Raw genomic sequence first — 23,348 nt, 5'->3', positions numbered from 1 at the left:
TCATTCCATGCCCAGCAGGGCCAGTAATTCGCTTTCAGAAAGCGCGTTGATCTTGTCGTCGAGATCGGCCGTATTGCTTTGCTCGTAGGCCGAGAGCTGTTGAATCACGATGCTGTCCGCCAGATCGACCAGCACTGGATTGGAGAAGACCGCCGCCAGCGACAACTCCACATCCAGCGCCTCACGCAGACGAGAGACCAGTTGCACCGCCAGCAACGAATGCCCGCCCAGCTCGAAGAACTGGTCATGCCGGCCCACGCGCTCCACGCCCAGCAAGTCCTGCCAGATGGTGGCAAGCGTGGTTTCGATCTCGCCTTGCGGCGCGGCATATTCCCGGCTGACCAGCGATGATTGATCCGGCGCAGGCAAGGCCTTGCGGTCCAGCTTGCCGTTCGGGGTGAGCGGGAAGGACGCCAGCGTGACGAAGGCACTCGGCAGCATGTAATCGGCCAAGCTCTGGCTGAGCTGATGGCGTAAATGGGCAGCGGTCAGCTCGGCCCCTTCTTGGGCGATCACATACGCCACCAGACGCTTGTCGCCCGACACATCTTCCCGCGCCAGCACGACTGCCTCCCGTACGTCCGCACATGCGACCAGCTTGGCTTCGATCTCGCCCAGCTCGATGCGGAAGCCGCGAATCTTCACCTGGAAGTCATTGCGGCCCAGGTACTCGATGTTGCCGTCCGGCAACCAGCGGCCCAGGTCGCCGGTTTTGTACATCCGGGCCTGTGGGGCAGCGCTGAATGGATCAGAGAGGAAGCGCTCTGCCGTGAGATCCGGCCGATGCAGATAGCCCCGCGCCAGTCCTGCACCACCGACAAAGAGCTCGCCGATCACGCCGACCGGCACCGGCTGACCGTGCGCATCGAGGATATAAATCCGGGTGTTGGCGATCGGCTTGCCGATCAGCGCGCGGTTGGCATCGCCAAGCGCTGCCTCATCCGCATATTCAAGTGCCGTGCTGTCGCCATTGACCTCGGACGAGCCATAGAAATTGAACAGCCGAACGTGGGGATGGGCCTGTTTGAAGCGCTGGCTTAATTCGGCCGGTAGCAATTCGCCACTGCACACCAGCGTGCGCAAGCTGGCCAGTGCCGTGGTCGGCATCTCCGACAAGACCCGCAGCAAGACCGGCACCACGGTCAGGTTGGTGATCCGCTGTTGGGCCAGACATGCGCCGAAGCGCTCAACGTCCAGCAGCGTGGCGTTGTCCATCGCCACCAGCCGGCCACCCAGCACCAGCGTCTCCAGAATTTCCGTGACGGAATCCACAAAGCCGATGCTGGTTTTCAAGGCGGTAACGGGTTGATCGCCCGCCAACAGTTGCGCAAACCACTGCAGCCGGTTGCGCAGCCCGGCGATCGTGTTGGCGACGCCCTTGGGCTGGCCGGTGGAGCCGGAGGTGTAGATCACGTAGGCCAGATGGTGCGAGGCCAAGGCCGGCAAGGCAGGGTTGAGCGCAGGTTGGTTGCCCAGCGCAGCGGCCACATCCACCACCGGCACGGCGACAGCCGGCAAGTTTTCCAGCACACCCGCTTGCGTCACCAGCGCCACCGGCTGGCTATCGCTCAGCATGTAGGCCAGGCGCTCGGCCGGGTAATTCGGATCGAGCGGCACATACGCCGCGCCCGCTTTCAGGATGCCCAGCAACCCGACCACCAGATTCAGGCCACGCTCCAGGCACAGCGCCACCCGGTCGTCCGGCTGCACGCCAAGGCCGAGCAGGTGGTGCGCCAGCTGGTTGGCGCGTGCGTTGAGCTCGCGGTAGCTGAGCTGCTGGTTTTCAAACACCACTGCAATCGCGTCGGGCTGTTGTTCGGCTTGTCGTTCGAACAACTGATGAATCAGTGCATCGGCCGGGTAATCCACGGTCGTGGCGTTGAAATCCACCAGCACTTGCTGGCGTTCCGCGGCGGACAATAGCGGCAATTGGCCGAGGGTGTTTTGGTCGTTCTGCACCATGCCGGTCAGCAGCGTCTCGAAATGACCGAGTAGTCGTTCAATGGTGGCGCGGTCGAACAAGTCGCTGGCGTACGCCAGGCTGCCAATGATCCCGTCCCCTGCTTCGCTCAAGTACAGCGCCAAATCGTATTGCGCCGTGTCGTGGGCTGCCGGCAGCTCGCGCAGCGTCAATCCCGGCAGGCTGAGCTCGCCGCCGCTGGGGGTGTTGTTCAGCACCAGCATGACTTGGAATACGGGGCTGTGGCTCAGGCTGCGGGTGGGTTGCAGTGCCTCCACCACTTGCTCGAACGGCAGGTCTTGATGCGCGTAGGCAGCGATGGTGCTGGTTTTGATCTGGTTCAGCAGCTCATCCACTTTGGGATTGCCGTCCAGCTTCACTCGCAAGGCCAGGGTGTTGACGAAGAAGCCCATCAAGCCTTCCAGCTCGCTACGTTGGCGATTTGCCACTGGCGTGCCGATGACCACATCGTTCTGCCCACTCCAGCGACTCAGCAGGACCGACCAGCCGGCGAGGAGCGTCATGAACAAGGTCGTGCCGTGACGTTGGCTCAGCTGTTTAAGGCTGTTCGTCAGCGTGGGTGACAAGTTCAGCGCCACTTGCCCGCCGGCATAGCTTTGTACCGCCGGGCGTGGTCGATCGGTCGGTAAATCAAGCAAGGCGGGTGCACCGGTCAGGTGCTGTTGCCAGAAATCGACCTGGGTTTGCAGGGTATCGCCCTGCAGCCAGCTGCGTTGCCACGCGGCGTAGTCGGCGTACTGGATGGTGAGCGGTGGTAACGGGTCGGTCTGGCCTTGGCTGAACGCGGTATAAAGTGCGCTCACTTCCCGCACCAGCACGCCAATCGACCAGCCATCCGAGATGATGTGGTGCTGGGTGATCAGCAGCAGATGCTTGTCATCGGCCAGCTGCAGCAACTGGCCGCGAATCAGCGGGCCGGTTGATAGATCAAAGGGTTGTACTGCTTCCGCTTGGCTCAGTTGCTCAATTCGAATGGATCGATCCGAGTCAGTCAGGCCACGCAGATCGTGTTCCAGCAAGCTGAAACCAACATCGGCCTGCGCAATCACTTGCACTGCCTCGCCGCCGTCGGAAACAAAGCAAGTCCGCAACGCTTCATGCCGCGCCACAATGCGATCCAAGGTTACCCGCAAGGCGGCGCGATCCAGCTGGCCGTGCAGCCGTAAACCGGCCGGCATGTGATACGCCGCACCGGCATTGGCATCGAGCTGGTTCAGGAACCACAGCCGTTGCTGCGCCCATGACAGCGGCAGTGGTTGCGTGCGGTCGGCCAGCGGCATGGCAACGTGGGTCGAATGCGTGGTGGCCTGTACGGCCTGCGCCAGACCGTGCAGCGACGGTTGGGCGAACAGCTCGCGCAAGGGCAATTCCACGCCGAGTGCAGTGCGCAGGCGCGATACCAGTTGCACAGCCAGCAGCGAATGCCCGCCGAGTTCAAAGAACTGGTCATGCCGACCCACGCGCTCCAGCCCGAGCAAGTCTTGCCAGATCGCCGCAATGGTCTGCTCGACTTCGCCTTGCGGTGCCTCGTATTCACGGCTGATGACTGAGGACTGATCCGGTGCTGGCAGTGCCTTGCGATCCAGCTTGCCGTTCGGCGTGAGTGGGAAGGTTTCCAGCGTCACGAAGGCGCTCGGCAACATGTAGTCGGCCAAGGATTGGCTGAGCTGGTGGCGCAGCTCGGCCGCACCCGGTTCGATGCCTGCTTGCGGCACCACGTACGCCACCAGACGCTTGTCGCCCGGCTGATCTTCGCGGGCCATGACGACCGCCTCACGCACACCGGCACACGCGGCTAGTTGCGCTTCGACCTCGCCCAGCTCAACGCGGAAGCCGCGAATCTTCACCTGGAAGTCGTTGCGGCCGAGATACTCGATATTGCCGTCCGGAAGCCAGCGCGCCAAGTCGCCGGTCTTGTACATCCGCGCTTGTGGATCGGCGCTGAATGGATCGGCGACGAAGCGCTCGCTTGTGAGTTCCGGTCGGTTCAAGTAGCCACGCGCCACGCCAACGCCACCGATAAACAGCTCACCCACCACGCCCAACGGCACGGGCTGGCCATGCGGATCAAGCAGATAGATTTGCGTATTGGCAATCGGCCGGCCAATCGGTGGCAAGGTCGCCCAATCCTGCGGTGAGGCACCAAGCGTAAACGCCGTCACCACATGGCTTTCCGTCGGGCCGTAGTGATTGTGCAGGCGACATGGGGCGGCGGTTTCGATCAGTTGCCGGATGGCCGGGCTGATGCGCAGTTGCTCGCCAGCGGTAATCACGTTGTTCAGCGACGGCAAGCCGCCGTCGATGGCCGCAGCCGCTTCGGCCAAGCCTTGCAAAGCCACGAACGGCAGGTAAATCCGTTCAATCCGCTGATCACGAATGAAGCGAGCCAAGCCAATGGGGTCTTGCCGCGTGGCGTCATCCAGCAGCACGAGGCAATGCCCGGCGCACAAGGTGGTGAAGATTTCCTGGAAGGCGACGTCGAAACCCAGTGCGGCGAACTGCAGCGTTTTGTCGCCCGCGCAAAGATCGGGATGTTGGAAGTGCCAGTGCAGCAGATTCAGCACCGCCCGCTGTGGCATCGCCACGCCCTTGGGCTGGCCGGTGGAGCCGGAGGTGTAGATCACGTAGGCCAGCGGATCGGCGCTTGGGCCCGACACCTGCAGATTGCCGGCCGGTTGCGACGCGATGTCGGCCGTCTCGCCATCCAGCATGACCACGGGCACGGCAAGGCTTGGTAGACGCTCCTGCAGCGCGGTTTGGGTCAGCAAGGCCGCTGGCGCGCTGTCGGCCAGCATGTAGGCCAGCCGTTCCGCCGGGTAATTCGGATCGAGCGGCACATAGGCCGCGCCGGCTTTGAGGATGGCGAGCAGCCCGACCACCATCGCCAGACTGCGCTCGACACAAATCGCCACGCGATCATCCGGCTGGATGCCGAGCTGGATCAGGTGATGCGCCAGCTGGTTGGCGCGGTGGTTGAGTTCGCCGTAGCTCAGCAGCTGGTTTGCAAAGACCAGCGCAATGGCATCTGGCCGGGCGGCGGCTTGGGCTTCAAACAACTGATGAATCAATTGTTCGTGCGGAAAATCCACCGTCGTGGCGTTGAAATCAATCAGCCGTTGCTGTTCAGCGGGCGGCAGGACGTTGAGCGACGTCGCCAATACAGGGCTGGCATCGGCCAGTGCATCGACCAGGGATTCAATCGCAGTGCCGAGGTAAGCCACGACGCGTTCGGCATCGATGCTGGCAGCGCATTGGATCAACACGGAGAAGCCTTGCCCCAGATCATCCACCGATAGTGTTAGCGGGTAATTGGTACGTTCCTCCGCCACCAATACCTGTATGCCCTTCCAGACCTGCGCCGTCGACTCACCTGCCTGAACTCCGCTGTGGCGGTAATTCAGCAAAGCGCTGAACAAGGGCAACGGGGCCGGCACGCCACTGCAGCGCAATGCCAAGGCCAATGGCGTCTGCTCGTGGGTGAGCAAGTCGGTCAGGCGCTGATAGGTCTCGCGCATGACTTGTTCGACACTTAGCCCGGCCAACGGCACGCGAATCGGCAGCGTATTGATGAACATGCCCAACACCTGATCCGCGCCAGCCGTGCCTTGCAGCCGCCCGGACAACACGGTGCCGAACACCACGTCATCCCGGCCGCTGCACTGCGCCACCACCTGCGCCCAAGCTACATGGAACAGTACCGATGGCGTCATGCCGCGCTGCCGCGCCCGCTCACGAATGGCTAGCGCCAGCGTATCGCGCAGCACCAGATGGGCTTCGACGATCCGGTCGCCCGCACCGTGCACATCCAGCAGTCCGAACGGCGCAGTCGGTTCGTCGACATCACCCAGCTGCTGGCGGAAATACGCCTCGTGCACTTCGGGCGGCACGCTCAGTGTTTGCGCAATGAAGTTGCGGTACGGCATGGCCGGCGGCAGTAGATCGCCCTGCCCTTGCAAAATCACCTGCACTTCGCGAATGACGAACTCCAGACTGACGTGATCGCAAGTCAGGTGATGGTTCAGCAGCGATAACAGCCATTCGCCGCTGTGCGGGTCGTGGGCGATGTAGGCGGCCAGCAAGGGCGAGCGCGTCAGATCCAGCCGCAGCTGGCGGGGATTGGTGCGGTCGAGCAGTTGCTGGCGGGCGTCAATCTCCGGCGACAGCACCAGTTCCTCAATGGGCAGCGGCGCTTGCCGGTACACCACCTGCACGGCTTGGGCCAAGCCGTGCCAGCGGGCCGAGGTGCGCAGGATGTCGTGCCGGTCGATGACTTGTTGCAAGGCGCTGAGGAAGGCATCCAGACGGCTGCGCTGATCGAAGCCCACCATCACCCGCAGCAGATAGGCATCACCTTCGGTCTCGAGCAAGTGATGGAACAGGATGCCTTCCTGCAGCGGCCCCAGCGGGTAGATGTCCTGCACATTGGCCGCGCCGTGCGGCACGCTGGCGACGATGGTGTCGATCTCGGCCTGGGTGAGGTTCACCAGCGGCAGCATGGCCGGGGTGATCTTCGGCACGGCGGACGCCGAGTCGGGCCATGTCAGTGCCTGGGGATCATCCGCCAGCAAGGCCAGCAGCGCCGCTTTGTGGGTTTTCATCCGGGCGAGCAAGTCGTCGGTGACCACGCCTTTGTCGGCGCGGATGGCGAGCTTGCCGTTGGCCGCGCTGATCGCGATGTTGCTGGCGCGTAGAAGATCAAGCAGTTCTTGAAAACTCACAGCTCAAATTCCTCGATGTTGTCGTTGCCGAAGACCGATGCGCCAAACTCGGCGGGAATCAGGTTCGCCGGTACAAGCAGTTCCTTGGTGGCACGGTCTTGCGCTTCCAGCAGCGCGGCACTGAAGGTGGCCAGCGTCGGCGCGGTAAAGACGGTGCGGACATCCGTGAATAGGCCTTGCTGGCGCAGGCGCTCAATCAGCGTCACCACCATGAGCGAATGGCCGCCCAGCTCGAAGAAGTGGTCGTGCCGGCCGATGCGCTCCAGCCCCAGCAAGTCTTGCCAGAGCGCAGCGATCATTGCCTCGACCTCGCCTTGCGGCGCTTCATACGCCTGCGTCACCACCGATGACTGATCCGGCGCGGGCAGCGCCTTGCGATCCAGCTTGCCGTTCGAGGTGAGCGGGAAAGCGTCGAGACTGACGAAGGCGCTGGGCAGCATGTAGTCGGCCAAGGATTGGCTGAGCTGCTGCCGTAGTTCGGCCGCCGATAATTCGATGCCCTCTTGAGCGATCAGATACGCCACCAGCCGCTTGTCACCCTGCACATCCTCTCGCGCCATGACGACAGCTTCACGCACGCCGGCGCAGGCCGTGAGCTTCGCCTCGATCTCGCCCAGCTCGATGCGGAAACCGCGAATCTTCACCTGGAAGTCATTGCGGCCCAGGTACTCCAGATTGCCGTCCGGCAACCAGCGGCCCAGGTCGCCGGTCTTGTACAGCCGGGCGGTTGGATCGGCGAGGAAACGCTCCGTCGTCAGTGCCGGCCGGTTGAGATAGCCACGGGCAACACCAGCGCCACCGATATACATCTCCCCCGCCACACCGATCGGGACCGGTTGGCCGTGTGGATCAAGGACATGGATTCGCGTATTGGCGAGCGGCCGGCCGATCTGGGGCAGCGCGCCCGCATCGTTGATGCAAACAGCAGTCGCATCGACCGTGCATTCGGTCGGGCCGTAGACGTTGTAGCAACGGACTGCCGTCAGGGATTGCACATAGCGCCAGAGAGTCGGCGTGATCGCTTCACCACCGATCAGCAGCAATTTCGGCTGGTAACCCGCGCCATCCAGCAGGCCGGCAGACAGGAACAGGCCCAACTGGGTCGGTGTGCAGTCAAGCGCGTCCACCGCGTGCCGAGACAGGTAGCGCCATAGCGCAATGCCGTCACTACGGACATCCGCCGGGATAAGCACCAGGCCACGGCCGGACAACAGTTGCAAGAGCGCTTGCAGCGAGGCATCGAAGACCAGATTGGCGTTCAGCGCGACGCGGGCGGATGTCAGCAGATGCTGGAATGCCGCCGCCTCCAAGGCTGCCCAGAGATTGATGGCCGAGTGATGCTCGACCATCACGCCCTTGGGCTGACCAGTCGAACCCGAGGTGTAGATCACATAGGCCAGATGGCGCGATGTGAGGCCGGCGACCAGCGGGTTGGACGTCGCTTGGTTGACCAACGCAGCTTCCGCATCCAGTGCCACTACCGGCACGTCGAGGGCCGGCAGGGTTTCACGCAACGAGACCTGTGTCACTACAGCCACAGGCTGGCTATCCGCCAGCATGTAAGCCAAGCGCTCGGCCGGGTAGCCCGGATCGAGCGGCACATAAGCCCCACCCGCCTTCAGGATGCCGAGCAAGCCGACGATCATGTCCAGACTGCGCTCGATACACAGCGCCACACGGTCATCCGGCCGGATGCCGAGCTGGATCAGCTGGTGCGCCAGCTGGTTGGCACGGCGATTGAGTTCGCCGTAGCTCAGCGTCTGGTCTTCGAAGATCAACGCGGAGGCGTCCGGCTGGTGCTCGGCCCGCTGCTCGAACAAGCGATGGATCAATTGGTCGTGCGGGTAGTCCGTCTGCGTGGCGTTGAAGTCCACCAGCACTTGCTGGCGTTCTGCGGCAGATAGCAGCGGCAGTTGAGCGGTGCCTTGCTGATCGTCCGCCACCATGCCCGTCAGCACCGCCTCGAAATGCCCCGCCAGCCGTTCGATAGTTTGCGCATCGAACAAGTCGCGGGCATAGGCCAGACTGCCGACGAGGCCGGTTGCGGTATCGGTGAGCGAGAGCGACAGGTCGAACTGCGTCGTCGTGCTCGTTTGTTCGACCGGGCTCAACGTGAGTCCCGGCAGACTGAGTTCGCCACCAGTGGGGGTGTTGTTCAGCGTCAGCATGACCTGGAATACGGGGCTGTGGCTCAGGCTGCGGGTGGGTTGCAGTGCCTCCACCACTTGCTCGAACGGCAGGTCTTGATGGGCGTAGGCTGCGATGGTGTTGGTCTTGATCTGGTTCAGCAGTTCATCCACTTTGGGATTGCCGTCCAGCTTCACTCGTAACGCCAAGGTATTGACGAAGAAGCCCATCAAGCCTTCCAGCTCGCTACGTTGGCGATTCGCCACCGGTGTGCCGATCACCACGTCATCCTGCCCGCTCCAGCGGCTCAGTAGCACCGACCAGCCGGCGAGCAGCGTCATGAACAAGGTGGTGCCGTGACGTTGGCTCAATTGTTTGAGGCTGTTCGTCAGCGCTGGCGACAAGCTCAAGGCCACTTGGCCGCCGGCATAGCTTTGCACTGTCGGGCGTGGTCGATCGGTCGGCAGATCCAGCAAGGCTGGTGCACCGGCCAGGTGGTCGTGCCAGAAGTCGACCTGGGTTTGCAGGGGGTCGCCTTGCAGCCACTGCCGTTGCCACGCCGCATAGTCGGCGTACTGGATCGCCAATGGCGCTAGCGGATCGGCTTGGCCTTGGCTGAAGGCGGTGTAGAGCGCACTCACTTCGCGCACCAACACGCCAATCGACCAGCCATCCGAAATGATGTGGTGCTGGGTGATCAGCAGCAGATGCTCGTCATTCGCCAGTTGCAGCAGCTGACCGCGAATCAATGGGCCGGTTGATAAATCGAACGGCGCGATGGCTTCAGCTTGGCTGAGTTGTTCGACCTTGCGCTGTTGGTCTTGCGTGGAGAACGCGCGCAGGTCGTGTTCCCGCAAACTGAAGCCAATCTCGGCCGATGCAATCACTTGCACCGCTTCGCCACTGTCGGAGATGAAGCACGTACGCAACACTTCATGCCTTGCCACGATACGATCCAGCGTCGCCCGCAAGGCGGCGCGATCCAGTTGGCCATGCAGCCGCAGCCCGGCCGGCATGTGATACGCCGCGCCGGCATTGGCATCGAGCTGGTTCAGGAACCACAGCCGTTGCTGCGCCCATGACAGCGGTAGTGGCTGGCTGCGATCCGTTGGCGGAATCAGGGTTTGGCTGGACTGCGTGGCTTGCGCAACCAGCGCTGCCAGACCAATCACCGTCGGTTGGGCGAACAGCTCACGCAATGCGATTTCAACCCCAAGGTTGGCCCGCAAACGCGACACCAACTGCACCGCCAGCAGTGAATGCCCGCCGAGTTCAAAGAACTGGTCATACCGACCGACCCGCTCCAGCCCCAGCAAGTCTTGCCAGATGGTGGCAATGGCTTGCTCGACTTCGCCTTGCGGCGCTTCATAACTCCGACTGATAACGGACGATTGATCCGGGGCCGGTAAAGCCTTGCGATCCAGCTTGCCGTTCGGCGTGAGCGGGAAGGCTTCCAAAGTCACAAAGGCACTCGGCAGCATGTAGTCGGCCAAGTATTGGCTGAGCTGTTCGCGCAACTCGGCGACGGCCAGCTCAATGCCGTCCTGCGGCACCACATATGCCACCAGCCGCTTGCCACCCGGTTGGTCTTCACGCGCAATCACCACCGCTTCGCGCACGCCAACGCACGCCGCCAGCTTGGCCTCGATCTCGCCCAGCTCAATACGGAAGCCGCGAATCTTCACCTGGAAGTCATTGCGGCCGAGGTAGTCGATATTGCCATCCGGCAGCCAGCGACCCAGATCGCCGGTCTTGTACAGCCGCGCTTGTGGATCGGTGCTGAATGGATCGGCGACGAAGCGTTCCGCGGTCAGGTCGGGGCGGTTCAGATAGCCACGGGCGACACCCGCACCACCGATGTAAATCTCCCCCGCCACGCCAATCGGCACCGGCTGGCCGTGCGCATCGAGCAGGTAGATTTGCGTGTTGGCAATCGGCCTGCCGATGGGGACAGTGCCGTGCTCGCGCCACTGGTAGTCATACACCGTGGCGCAAACCGTAATCTCGGTCGGGCCATAGGCATTGAACAGCCGATGCTGTTGTGCCCAGTGTCGGGCCAAGGCCGGTGGCAATGCCTCCCCGCCCGTAATGAGGGTGTGTACCGCGCCCAGCGTTTCGTCCTGCGGCAGGCTGGATAGCGCCGCGGGCGACAGGATCGCGTGGGAAATCCCCGCTTGGAGCAGCGTATCGCGCAGCGCGGCACCTGCCAGCGCAGTCCGCTGGCGCACCATGTGCAACGCCGCGCCGGCGCACAGGGCCAACATCATTTCCCAGATGCTGGCATCGAAGCTGCACGAGGCGAACTGCAGCAAGTGGCTATCTGGCCGGATGGCGAAGGTCTGGATATGCGCCGGAATCAGGTTGCACAGCCCACGATGATGATTCATCACCCCCTTGGGTTGGCCGGTGGAGCCGGAGGTGTAGATCACATAGGCCAGATGCTCGGCGGTAAGGCCGGCCACGAGCGGATTGGCAGCCGGTTGGACGGCCAAGTCAGTGCCATCCAGCACCCACACCGGCAGCGCCCCGAGCGGCAGGCCATCGCGCAAAGCGGCCTGGGTCAGCACGACGGCGGGTTGGCTGTCGCGCAACATGTAGGCCAGCCGCTCGGCCGGATAAGCCGGGTCGAGCGGCACATACACCCCGCCCGCTTTCAGGATGCCCAGCAAGCCAATGACCAAATCCAGACTGCGTTCGACACAAATCGCCACGCGATCATCCGGCTGGATGCCCAGAGCGATCAGGTGATGTGCGAGTTGATTGGCGCGGCAGTTGAGTTCGTTGTAGCTCAGCTCCTGCTCTTCAAAGACCAGCGCGACGGCATCGGGCTGTTGCGCTGCGTGGGCTTCGAACAGGTGATGGATCAGTGCGTCGGCCGGGTAGTCCGCTGCGGTGGCGTTGAAATCCACCAGCACTTGCTGGCGCTCCGCTGCCGGCAGAATCGCCTGCGCCCGGATCGGCTGATCTGGCTGTTCCGTCAGTGCCTCGACCAGACCTGCAATCGCCGTGTGCATGTACCCGGCAATGCGTGCCGCATCGATCCCCTGAATGCCCTGAGCAGTCAGCACGAAATCCTGCCCCAGATCATCCACCGACAGCGTCATCGGATAATTGGTCCGCTCCTCCGCCACCAGCACCTGCATGCCTTCCCAGGCCCGTGCCGTCGCTTCGTCCGGTCGGGCGGCACTGGCGGCACTATGGCGGTAATTCAACAAGGCGCTGAACAAGGGCAGCGGGGCCGGCACTCCACTGCAGCGCAATGCCAAGGCAAGGGGCGTCTGCTCATGCGTGAGCAAGTCGGTCAGGCGCTGATAGGTCTCGCGCACCACTTGTTCAACGCTGAGCTCAGCCAACGGCACGCGAATCGGCAGTGTGTTGATGAACATCCCCAACACCTGATCCGCGCCAGCCGTGCCTTGCAACCGCCCGGACAACACGGTGCCGAACACCACGTCATCCCGGCCGCTGCACTGCGCCACCACTTGCGCCCAAGCCACATGGAACAGCACCGACGGTGTCATGCCGCGCTGACGCGCCCGCTCGCGAATGCCTTGCGCCAGCGTATCGCGCAGCACCAGATGGGCTTCGACGATCCGGTCGCCCGCACCATGCACATCCAGCAAGCCGAATGGCGCAGTCGGTTCGTCGACGTCGCCCAGTTGCTCACGGAAATACGCCTCGTGCACTTCAGGCGGCACGCTCAGCGTTTGCGCAATGAAATTGCGGTACGGCATGGCCGGTGGCAGCAGATCGCCCTGCCCTTGCAGAATCGCCTGCACTTCGCGAATGACGAATTCCAGGCTGACGTGATCGCAGGTCAGGTGATGGTTCAGCAGCGACAACAGCCATTCGCCGCTGTGCGGGTCGTGGGCGATGTAGGCGGTCAGCAAGGGCGAGCGCATCAGATCCAGCCGCAGCTGGCGCGGATTGGTGCGGTCGAGCAGTTGCTGGCGGGCATCAATCTCCGGCGACAGCACCAGTTCTTCGATAGGCAGCGGTGCTTGGCGGTACACCACCTGCACGGCTTGGGCCAAGCTGTGCCAGCGGGCCGAGGTGCGCAGGATGTCGTGCCGGTCGATGACTTGTTGCAAGGCGCTGAGGAACGCATCCAGACGGCTGCGCTGATCGAAGCCGACCACCACCCGCAACAGATAGGCATCGCCTTCCGTCTCCAGCAAGTGATGGAACAGGATGCCTTCCTGCAGCGGCCCCAGCGGGTAGATGTCCTGCACATTGGCCGCGCCATGCGGCACGCTGGCGACGAGGGTGTCGATCTCGGTTTGGGTGAGGTTCACCAATGGCAGCATGGCCGGGGTGATCGTTGTGCAATCGGCCGGAATCAGGTTAGGCGGGACGAGCGACGTCGACGCAGAGCCTGCTTGACCGGCGGTGATGACCTCGGCCATTGCAGCGAGGGTCGGCGTGGTAAAGACCGTCCGCACATCTGCTATCAGGCCGCGCTGGCGTAGCTGCTCGATCAGCGTCACCACCATCAGCGAATGCCCGCCGAGTTCAAAGAACTGGTCATGCCGGCCGACGCGCTCCAGCCCGAGCAAGTCTTGCCAGATCGCCGCAATGGTCTGCTCGACTTCGCCTTGCGGTGCCTCGTATTCACGGCTGATGACTGAGGACTGATCCGGTGCTGGCAGTGCCTTGCGATCCAGCTTGCCGTTCGGCGTGAGCGGGAAGGTTTCCAGCGTCACGAAGGCGCTCGGCAACATGTAGTCGGCCAAGCTCTGGCTGAGCTGCTGGCGCAAATCAGCCGCCGACGGATCGGCCCCCTCCTGCGGAATCACATAGGCCACCAGTCGCTTGTCGCCCGGCTGATCTTCGCGGGCCATGACGACCACCTCACGCACACCGGCACACGCGGCTAGTTGCGCTTCGACCTCGCCCAGCTCAACGCGGAAGCCGCGAATCTTCACCTGGAAGTCGTTACGACCAAGGTATTCGATGTTGCCGTCCGGAAGCCAGCGCGCCAAGTCGCCGGTCTTGTACATCCGCGCTTGCGGATCGGCGCTGAATGGATCGGCGACGAAGCGTTCGGTGGTCAGTTCGGGGCGGTTGAGATAACCGCGGGCCACGCCAACACCACCGATATACAGCTCACCCGCAACACCCAATGGCACCGGCTGGCCGTGTGGATCAAGCAGGTAAATTTGGCTATTGGCAATCGGCCGGCCAATCGGCGGCAAGGTCGCCCAGTCGTTCGGCACATCACTCAGCGTAAACGCCGTCACCACATGGCTTTCCGTCGGGCCGTAGTGATTGTGCAGGCGGCATGGCGCGGCGGTTTCGATCAGTTGCCGGATGGCCGGGCTGATGCGCAGTTGCTCGCCAGCGGTGATCACGTTGTTCAGCGACGGCAAGCCGCCTTCAAGGGCAGCAGCGGCTTCGGCCAAACCTTGTAAAGCCACGAATGGCAGGTAAATCCGTTCAATCCGCTGGTCACGAATGAAGCGAGCCAAGCCAATGGGGTCTTGCCGGGTCAACTCGTCCAGCAGCACGAGGCAATGCCCGGCGCACAAGGTGGTGAAGATTTCCTGGAAGGCGACGTCGAAACCCAGTGCGGCGAACTGCAGCGTTTTGTCGCCCGCGCAAAGATCGGGATGTTGGAAGTGCCAGTGCAGCAGATTCAGCACCGCCCGCTGTGGCATCGCCACGCCCTTGGGCTGGCCGGTGGAGCCGGAGGTATAGATCACGTAGGCCAGCTGCGCGGCGGTCAGGCCGGCGATGACCGGATTGGCCGTTGATTGCGCGGCCAAAGTGGATTCCTCATCCAGCACGACCACCGGCACATCGACCATCGGCAACGTCGCAAGCGGCGATGCCTGCGTCACCAGCGCCACCGGCTGGCTATCGCTCAGCATGTAGGCCAAGCGCTCGGCCGGGTAATTCGGATCGAGCGGCACATAGGCCGCGCCGGCTTTGAGGATGGCGAGCAGCCCGACCACCATCGCCAGACTGCGCTCGACACAAATCGCCACGCGATCATCCGGCTGGATGCCCAGAGTGATCAGGTGATGTGCGAGCTTATTGGCGCGGCAGTTGAGTTCGCCATAGCTCAGCCGCTGGTCTTCGAAGAGCAGCGCGATGGCATCGGGCTGTTGCTCTGCCTGCTGCTCGAACAATTGATGAATCAGCGCATCGGCCGGGTAGTCAGCCGCTGTGGCGTTGAAGTCGGCCAACTGTTGCCGCTCGGTGGCCCGCAACAACGGCAGCTGGGCAATACCCTGCTGATCATTCGCGACCATGCCGGCCAGCACCGTCTCGAATTGCCCGGCCAATCGTTCGATGGTGGCCCGCTCGAACAGATCGCTCGCGTACGCCAGCGTGCCGACGAGGCCGTCCCCGGTCTCGCTCAACGACAGGGTCACATCGAATTGGGCGGTGTCCTGCGCTTGCGGCAGCTCGCACAGCGTCAACCCCGGCAGGTGGAGTTCGCCGCCGCCGGGGGTGTTGTTCAATACCAGCATGACCTGGAACAAGGGGCTGTGGCTCAGGCTGCGCGGCGGCTGCAGCGCATCGACCACCTGTTCGAACGGCAGGTCTTGATGGTCGTAGGCGGCCAAGGTGCTGGCTTTGATTTGGCTTAGCAGCTCGCCCACGCCGGGGTTGCTATCCAGCCGCACGCGCAGCGCCAGCGTGTTGACGAAAAAGCCCATCAAGCCTTCCAGCTCGCTGCGCGGGCGGTTGGCGACTGGCGTGCCGATCACCACGTCATCCTGTCCACTCAGACGGCTGAGCAACACCGACCAACCGGCCAACAGCGACATGAACAGCGTGGCGCCGTGCCGCTGGCTCAGTTGCCGCAGTTTGGCTGTCAGAGCGGCTGGCAAGGTCAGGCTGACTTGCCCGCCGGCATAACTTTGCGTGGCGGGGCGTGGGCGATCGGTCGGCAACTCCAGCAGTGCTGGTGCGCCCAGCAAGTGGTCGCGCCAGAAGTCGCGCTGGTTTTGCAGTACCTCGCCTTGCAGCCACTGCCGTTGCCACACGGCGTAGTCGGCGTACTGGATGGTGAGCGGCGGCAAGGGGTCGGCCTGGCCTTGGCTGAAAGCGGCATAAAGCGCGCTGACTTCCCGCACCAAAACGCCAATCGACCAGCCATCCGAGATGATGTGGTGCTGGTTGATCAGCAGCAGGTGGTCGTCATCGGCGAGTTGCAGCAACTGGCCGCGAATCAGCGGGCCATGTGCCAGATCGAAGGGCTCGCTAGCGTTGGCCGCCAAGCGTTGCACGGCATCTTGCTGCGCCTGCCCATGCAGGGATCGCAGATCGTGCTCCGCCAAGCTGAAACCCGTGTCGGCCGGCGCAATGACTTGCACCGGTTGACCGGCCACCGATGGAAAGCGGGTACGCAAAGCCTCGTGCCGCGCCACGATGCGGTCGAGGGCGGCGAGCAAAGCGGCACGATCAAGCTGCCCCAGCAATTGCAGGCCAGCCGGCATGTGATACGCCGCGCCCGCATTGGCATCGAGCTGATCGAGGAACCATAGCCGTTGTTGTGACCACGAAAGCGGCAGCGGCTGGCTGCGATCCGCCAACGGGATCGCTGCTTGCGTGGATTGCGTGGTCTGGGCAACCAGACCAGCCAAACCAAGCACCGTCGGCTGGGCGAACAGCTCGCGCAACGACAGCGCCACGCCGAGCGCAGCACGCAGTCGGGATACCAGTTGCACAGCCAGCAGCGAATGGCCACCTAGCTCAAAGAACTGATCATGCCGGCCGATGCGTTCCAGCCCCAGCAAGTCCTGCCAGATCGCTGCGATGGTTTGCTCGACCTCGCCTCGCGGGGCTTCATAGGCACGACTGATCACAGCGGTTTGATCCGGCGCTGGCAGCGCCTTGCGATCCAGCTTGCCGTTCGGCGTGAGCGGGAAAGCATCCAAGGTGACGAAGGCGCTTGGCAACATGTAGTCAGCCAGGGAGTCGCTCAGTTGCTGGCGCAGCTCGGCAGTCGACAACGTGATGCCATCCTGCGCAACCAGATACGCCACTAGGCGCTTGTCGCCCGGCACATCCTCCCGCGCCAGCACCACCACTTCCCGCACGCCTGCGCACGCTGCCAGCCTGGCTTCGATCTCGCCCAGTTCGATGCGCAAGCCGCGAATCTTCACCTGGAAGTCGTTGCGGCCGAGGTATTCGATGTTGCCATCCGGCAACCAGCGACCCAGATCGCCGGTTTTATACAGGCGTGCAGACACATCGCTGCTGAATGGGTCGGCAATGAAGCGCTCCGCCGTCAGCTCAGGCCGGTTCAGGTAGCCACGCGCCACCCCGATGCCGCCGATATGCAGCTCGCCAGCCACGCCCAACGGCACCGGCTGGCCCTGTGCATCGAGGATGTAGAGCTGGATGTTGGCGATGGGCTTGCCGATCGGCACAATGCCGGCAAAGGCATCTGGCCGGCATTGGCAGGCGGTGACATCAATGGCCGCCTCGGTCGGGCCGTACAGGTTATGCAGTTCGACTTCTGCAAAGCGCGCATGAAAGCGCTGTTGCAAGGCATGGGGCAACGCTTCGCCGCTGCACAGCACCCGCCGCAACGCGCTGCCCCGCAAGCTCGGCACTTGATCAAGGAAAACATGCAGCATCGACGGGACGAAGTGCAAGGTCGTGATGCCGGCGGTTTCGATCAGGCCGGCGAGGTAATGCGGGTCCTGATGCCCGTTGGGGCGTGCCAGCACCAACTGCGCGCCGGCCAGCAAGGGCAGGAAAAACTCCCAGACCGACACATCGAAGCCGAACGGCGTCTTTTGCAGCACGCGATCGTCCGCCAGCAAGCGGTAGGTGTCTTGCGCCCACAGCAGCCGATTGACGACGCCGTCGTGCTGGTTCATCACGCCTTTCGGCAATCCGGTGGAGCCGGAGGTGTAGATCACGTAAGCCAGATGGCGGGGCGACAACCCGGCCACGACTGGATTGGTAGACGGTTGGGCGGCACAGCGGGGTTCTGCATCGACCACCACCACGGGCACGGCAGCAGTCGGCAACACCGTGCGCAAATCCGCCTGCGTGATGAGCGCCACCGGCTGGCTATCCACCAACATGTAGGCCAGACGTTCCACCGGGTAAGTCGGATCAAGCGGCACATACGCCCCGCCCGCCTTCAGGATACCGAGCAAGCTCACGACCAGATCGAGGCTGCGCTCGAGGCACAGTGCGACACGGTCGTCAGGCTGCACGCCCAATTGAATGAGGTGATGCGCCAGTTGGTTGGCACGTGCATTGAGTTCGCCGTAGCTCAGCGTCTGGCCTTCGAAAATCAGCGCAGTGCTGGCGGGTTGGGCTGCCGCTTGGGCTTCGAACAGCTGGTGAATCAGGGGCTCGACCGGATAGTTGGCTGTTGTCGCATTGAAATCGTGAATCAGCTGCTGCCGCTGCGCTGCGGTCAACAACGGCAATCGGCTGACGGCTTGCCGGTCGTTTTCGACCATGCCGGCGAGCACGGTTTCGAAATGCCCGGCGAGGCGTGCGATGGTTTCGGCATCGAACAAGTCGGTCGCGTATTCCAGTCGCCCGCTCAGCGCCGCATCGTCTTCCTGCAAGGACAAGGACAGATCAAACTGCGTGGTGTGATGCGGGGTTTCGAGCACTTGCAGCGTCAAGCCCGGCAAACCCAGTGCCTGCCCTTGCGGCGTGTTGTTCAGCGTGAACAGGCTCTGGAACAGAGGGCTGTGGCTCAGACTGCGTGGCGGTTGCAGCACATCGACTACCTGTTCGAATGGCAGGTCTCGATGGCTGTAGGCGGCCAAGGTGCTGGCTTTTACTTGCGCTAGCAGTTCGCCCACGCCGGGGTTGGCATCCAGTTTCACCCGTAGCGCCAGCGTATTGACGAAGAAGCCGATCAAGCCTTCCAGCTCGGTTCTGGGGCGGTTGGCGACCGGCGTGCCGATCACCACGTCATCCTGACCGCTCAGGCGCGACAGCAGCACCGACCAGCCAGCAAGCAAGGTCATGAACAGGGTCGTGCCGTGGCGTTGGCTCAACTGCCTGAGTCGTGCCGTCAGCGCTGGTGGCAACGCCAATGCCAGTGCGCTGCCGCGATAGCTTTGCACCGCTGGCCGTGGCCGATCGGTCGGTAACTCCAGTAGTGCCGGCGCACCCAACAAATGGTCACGCCAGAAGTCGCGCTGGCTTTGCAGCACTTCGCCTTGCAGCCACTGCCGTTGCCAGACGGCATAGTCGGCGTATTGCAATGGCAGGGCCGGCAGCAAGTCTGGCTGGCCTTGAGCGAATGCCGTGTACAGCGCACTCACTTCCCGCACCAGCACGCCAATCGACCAGGCATCCGAAACGATGTGATGCTGATTGATGAGCAACAGGTAATCGCCATCGCCCAAGCGGATGAGCTGGCCGCGAATCAATGGGCCGTGGGTGAGATCGAATGGCGCGCTGCTCTCTGCCGCGATCAATTGATCTATCGCCGCTGGCTGTGCATCAGCCGGCAGTGCGCCCCAATCTTGCTCGCTCAATGCAAAACCAATATCGGCAGCGGCAATGTGTTGAACGGGCTCGCCATCGGTCGGCGTGAAGGTGGTACGCAGGCTGTCGTGGCGCGCTATTAACTGATCAAGCGCAGCCCGAAGTGCGGTGATGTCCAATTGGCCCCGCAAACGCAGAGCGATCGGCAAGTGATACGCCGCACCAGCGTTGGTATCGAGCTGATCGAGGAACCACAGCCGTTGTTGCGACCAGGATAGCGGCAACGGTTGGCTGCGGTCGGCCAGCGGGATCGGGGCTGCATCGGTTTGCGCCGCTTGGGCAGCCAGCTCCGCCAATCCGCTCACCGTCGGCTGGGCGAATAGCTCGCGCAAAGTGAGTTCGATATTCAGGCTGGCACGCAGGCGCGATACCAGTTGCACCGCCAGCAGAGAATGCCCGCCGAGCTCGAAGAATTGGTCGTGCCGGCCGACGCGTTCCAGACCGAGCAAGTCCTGCCAGATCGTGGCGATGATGGTTTCGATCTCGCCTTGTGGCGCGACGTATTCACGGCTGACGACGGCGGATTGATCCGGGGCCGGTAGCGCCTTGCGATCCAGCTTGCCGTTCGGTGTGCGCGGGAAGGCATCGAGCGTGACGAAGGCGCTCGGCAGCATGTAGTCGGCCAAGGATTGGCTGAGCTGCTGGCGCAAATCGGCGGCCGATAATTCGATGCCGTCTTGCGGGATCAGATAGGCCACCAGGCGCTGATCACCCGGCTGGTCTTCGCGTGCGATCACCACTGCTTCCCGCACGCCAACGCAAGCGGTGAGCTGCGCTTCGATCTCGCCCAACTCGATGCGGAAGCCGCGAATCTTCACCTGGAAGTCGTTGCGGCCAAGGTATTCGATATGGCCGTCCGGCAACCAGCGCCCCAGGTCGCCGGTCTTGTACATCCGCGCTTGCGGATCGGCATTGAACGGATCGGCGATGAAGCGCTCGGCGGTCAAATCGGGGCGATTGAGGTAGCCACGGGCGATGCCAGCGCCGCCGACGTAAAGCTCACCGTTCACGCCAATCGGCACCGGCTGGCCGTGCGTATCGAGAAGGTAAATCCGGGTATTGGCAATCGGCCGGCCAATGACTGATCGACTGGAGCCAGCGGCGTCGAATTGATCAGCATATTCAAGCGCCGTGCAGTCGCCATTGACCTCGGACGAGCCATAGAAATTGAACAGCCGGACGCGGGGATGGGCTTGCTTGAAACGCTGGCTTAATTCGGCCGGCAGCAATTCGCCGCTGCACACCAGCGTGCGCAGGCTAGCCAGCGCCGAGGCCGACATGCCCAGCAGGACACGGAGCAAGGCCGGCACAACGGTCAGGTTCGTAATTTGATGTTTGGCAAAGCAAGCGGCGAACTGCGCGTGATCGAGCACGGTCGCGTTATCCAGCACCACCAGGCGGCCGCCCAGCACCAACGTCTCGGTGATTTCCGTGACGGAATCCACGAAGCCGATGCTGGTCTTCAAGGCGGTGACAGGTTTGTCTTGCGACAGCAGCTGCCCAAACCACTGCAGCCGGTTGCGCAGGCCCGCGATCGTATTCGCAACGCCCTTGGGCTGGCCGGTGGAACCGGAGGTGTAAATCACGTAGGCGAGATGGTTCGAATTCAGCCCCAAAGCTGCCGCATCCGGATTGTGATCGGCTTGCCGGGCAAGCATTGCAGCGCCATCCGGCCCATCTAGCGCCAGAACAGGCAGCGCCGTGAGCGGCAAACGCTCCTGCAGCGCTTGTTGCGTCACCAACGCCACCGGCTGGCTGTCGCTCAACATGTAGGCCAGCCGCTCGGCCGGGTAACTTGGATCGAGCGGCACATACGCCCCGCCCGCTTTCAGAATGCCGAGTAGCCCGATGACCAAGTCGAGGCTGCGCTCGACGCACAGTGCTACCCGATCATCCGGCTGTACGCCAAGGCCGATCAGCTGATGCGCCAGTTGATTGGCGCGGGCATTGAGTTCGCGGTAGCTGAGCTGCTGGTTTTCAAACACCACCGCAATGGCATCGGGCTGTTGTTCGGCTTGTCGTTCGAACAACTGGTGAATCTGTGCATCGGCCGGGTAATCCACGGTCGTGGCGTTGAAATCCACCAGCACCTGCTGGCGTTCCGCCGCAGACAGCAGCGGCAAGTGACTAATCGCCTGTTGATCATTGGCCACCATGCCAGCGAGGACGGTGTGCAAATGCCCAACCAGTCGTTCGATGGTGGAGCGGTCGAACAGATCGCTGGCGTATTCCAGATTGCCGGTTAGCGCATCGCCGTCTTCGCCCAATGACAGCGTCAGATCGAATTGTGCGGTATCGCGGGCTTGCTCAACCTCGCTGAGGGTCAAACCCGGCAGGCTCAGCTCACCACCGACCGGGATGTTGTTCAACACCAGCATCACCTGAAATAGCGGGCTGTGGCTCAGGCTGCGCGTCGGTTGCAGCGCCTCCACCACCTGCTCGAACGGCAAGTCTTGATGGGCGTAGGCGGCAATCGTGCTGGCCTTGGTTTGGGCCAATAACGTTTGGACGTTGGGGTTGTCGTTCAGCTTCACCCGCAACGCCAAGGTGTTGACGAAGAAACCCATCAAGCCTTCCAGCTCGCTGCGCTGACGGTTGGCGACTGGCGTGCCGATGACGACATCGTCCTGTCCGCTCCACCGGCTCAGTAGCACCGACCAGCCAGCCAATAGCGTTATGAACAAGGTGGTACCGTGACGTTGGCTCAGCTGTTTGAGGCCTGCCGTCAACGTCGGCGATAAGCTCAAGGCCACTTGGCCGCCGGCATAGCTTTGTACCGCTGGGCGTGGTCGATCGGTCGGTAAATCCAGCAAGGCGGGTGCACCGGTCAGGTGCTGTTGCCAGAAATCGACCTGGGTTTGCAGGGTGTCGCCTTGCAGCCACTGCCGTTGCCAAGCGGCATAGTCGGCGTACTGGATCGTCAATGGCAGTAGCGGATCAATTTGGCCTTGGCTGAAGGCGGTGTAGAGCGCACTCACTTCGCGCACCAGTACGCCAATCGACCAGCCATCCGAAATGATGTGGTGCTGGGTGATCAGCAGCAGATGCTCGTCCTCGGCCAGCTGCAGCAGCTGGCCGCGAATCAGCGGGCCGGTGGCGAGATCAAATGGCGCGGAGGCTTCGGCTGCCGCCAAGCGCTGCACGGTGTCGTGCTGTGCTTGCCCGTGCTGCTGGCGCAGATCGTGTTCCCGCAAGCTGAAGCCGATCCCGGTCGGCGCAATCACTTGCACCGCCCCGCCACCATCCAACACGAAGCAAGTCCGCAACGCCTCATGCCGCGCCACGATACGATCCAGCGTCGCACGCAAGGCAGCGCGATCCAGTTGGCCCTGCAGCCGCAAACCGGCCGGCATGTGATACGCCACGCCGGCATTGGCATCGAGCTGGTTCAGGAACCACAGCCGTTGCTGCGCCCACGACAGCGGCAGCGGTTGGCTGCGGTCGGCCAGCGGCATGGCAACGTGGGTCGAATGCGTGGCGGCCTGTACCGATTGCGCCAGACCTTGCAGCGTCGGCTGGGCAAACAGCTCGCGCAACGGCAACTCCACGCCCAGCACCTGGCGCAAGCGCGATACCAATTGCACCGCCAGCAGCGAATGCCCGCCCAGCTCGAAGAACTGGTCATGCCGACCGACCCGCTCCAGCCCCAGCAAGTCTTGCCAGATGGTGGCAATGGCTTGCTCGACTTCGCCTTCGGGCGCGACGTATTGCCGGCTGACGACAGCGGACTGATCCGGTGCCGGCAGTGCCTTGCGATCCAGCTTGCCGTTCGGCGTGAGCGGGAAGGATGCCAAGGTGACGAAGGCGCTCGGCAGCATGTAGTCGGCCAGGGATTCGCTCAGCTGTTGCCGTAGTTCGGCCGCAATCAGTTCGACGCCTTCTTGAGCGATCAGATACGCCACCAGTCGCTTGTCACCCGGCTGATCTTCCCGCGCCAGCACCACCCCTTCCCGCACGCCGGCACACGCAGCCAGCTGGGCTTCGATCTCCCCCAGCTCAATACGGAAGCCGCGAATCTTCACCTGGAAGTCATTGCG

2 protein-coding genes are annotated in these 23,348 nt (G+C 62.9%); both read right to left on the bottom strand.

From position 1 onward, the window contains the following. Positions 1 to 6,699, bottom strand: a complete 6,699-nt coding sequence (locus tag BR41_RS23275; protein ID WP_051711496.1) for a non-ribosomal peptide synthetase — start codon at positions 6,697 to 6,699, stop codon at positions 1 to 3. Then, positions 6,696 to 23,348, bottom strand: a 16,653-nt coding sequence (locus BR41_RS20400) for a non-ribosomal peptide synthetase (RefSeq protein ID WP_051711494.1), incomplete at its 5' end; no start/stop codon positions are given. The genes BR41_RS23275 and BR41_RS20400, both read right to left, overlap by 4 nt.

Source organism: Andreprevotia chitinilytica DSM 18519 (assembly GCF_000711875.1).
Classification (GTDB): domain Bacteria; phylum Pseudomonadota; class Gammaproteobacteria; order Burkholderiales; family Chitinibacteraceae; genus Andreprevotia; species Andreprevotia chitinilytica.
The sequence above is the reverse complement of the archived record's forward strand: the minus strand, read 5'-3'. Positions and strand labels throughout refer to the sequence as shown.